The sequence below is a fragment of the Bradyrhizobium sp. BRP20 genome (assembly GCF_020194215.1).
GTDB classification, from domain to species: Bacteria; Pseudomonadota; Alphaproteobacteria; order Rhizobiales; family Xanthobacteraceae; genus Bradyrhizobium; species Bradyrhizobium yuanmingense.
This window is the reverse complement of the sequence record NZ_JADYVY010000072.1, coordinates 1-1,421: the sequence shown is the minus strand read 5'-3', so window position 1 is coordinate 1,421 and position 1,421 is coordinate 1. Positions and strand designations below refer to the sequence as shown.

The 1,421-nt window shown below is 61.3% G+C and carries 1 protein-coding gene; it reads left to right on the top strand.

Going from position 1 to position 1,421, the window contains the following annotated elements:
• The first annotated feature begins 96 nt into the window (after nt 1-96).
• Nucleotides 97-1,140: an IS110 family transposase gene (locus I6F33_RS37830; protein ID WP_225131108.1), complete on the top strand. Its 1,044-nt coding sequence runs from the start codon at nt 97-99 to the stop codon at nt 1,138-1,140.
• Nucleotides 1,141-1,421 lie beyond the last annotated feature (281 nt).

Genomic DNA, 1,421 nt, shown 5'->3' with positions numbered 1-1,421 from the left:
TGGATAAAACTTGATGTGGTGGAACGGCCCGCTCCAACAGCATCAAAGTGCTAGAACGTGGTCGTTGTTCGAACGCCACAAAGGAGGGACCGTTCCGTGAAACAGGTTATCACCATCGGGCTCGATCTGGCCAAGCACGTTTTCCAGGTTCACGGGGCGGATGCCGAGGGCTCACCCGTGTTCAACCGGAAGCTACGGCGCAGCGAAGTTCTGCGTTTCTTTGAGAAGCTGCCACCATGCCTGGTGGGAATGGAAGCATGCGGTAGCGCCCACTATTGGGCACGCGAGATCGCAGCTCTCGGTCATGAGGTCCGGCTCATTCCGCCGGCTTATGTCAAACCCTTCGTCAAGCGTGGTAAGACGGATGCGGCGGACGCGGAGGCCATCAGCGAAGCGGTGACCCGAAAGACCATGCGCTTCGTGCCGATTAAGACGGCTGAGCAACAGGCTGCCGCGATGGTGCTGAAGACCCGCGCTCTTCTAGTGCGGCAGCGAACGCAGGCGGTCAACGCGTTGCGCGCGCATCTGGCAGAATTGGGCATCATCGCCACCGCCGGCCTGGCAAAGGTTGAGGCGCTGGTCGCAATCATACGGGATGAGACAGATGCTCGCCTGCCCGCAGCAGCGCGCTTCGCGCTGATGGCTATTGCCGACGAGATTGAAGCTTCAGCCGACCAGATCGAGAGGCTCGAGCGCGCAATCGTCGTGGAGGCCAAGCGCGACGAGGACATGCGTCGGTTGACCACAATCCCTGGCGTCGGCGCCATTACGGCGGCGACCATCAAGGCGCTTGTGCCGGATCCCGGCGGGTTCAAGTCGGCTCGCCACTTTGCCGCCTGGCTGGGATTGACGCCGCGGTCTCATTCAAGCGGAGGCAAAGAGCGGTTGGGACGAATATCGAAGATGGGAAATCCGGAACTCCGCTCTCTCCTCGTTGTCGGGGCAACGGCCGTCTTGCGGGTCGTCCGAAACGACGCTCGGGCGCGGCCGTGGCTGAAGGCCCTTCTTGCCAGACGGCCCTTCAAGGTTGCCGCCGTCGCGCAGGCCAATAAGACAGCGCGGATCATCTGGGCGCTCCTGAACAAGGGCGGAAGTTATCGGCGTCCCGACCCATTGGCGGTTACCGCGGTGACGCAGTGACCACCAAAATGATCTGACCGGCGCAGGCCGGCAGAGGGCAAGGTGCAACAACAGGCGATGAACCCTTGGGACGAAATCCCGAAACGAGTGAAGCTACTGCCCCCAATGCGCTCAAGCGCGTAAACTTGATTTGGCTCCTCGTTCCGCGGATCTCATCGAGGCCAGCGGCCATATTGTGCCGCGCGCAAAGGCCGGACATATGACCGCACCGTCCCAATGTGTGAAATCGACTGAAAAAGCTCTTGCCTCGCGGGCCGTTCCACATATGGGGGCAAGGTCAG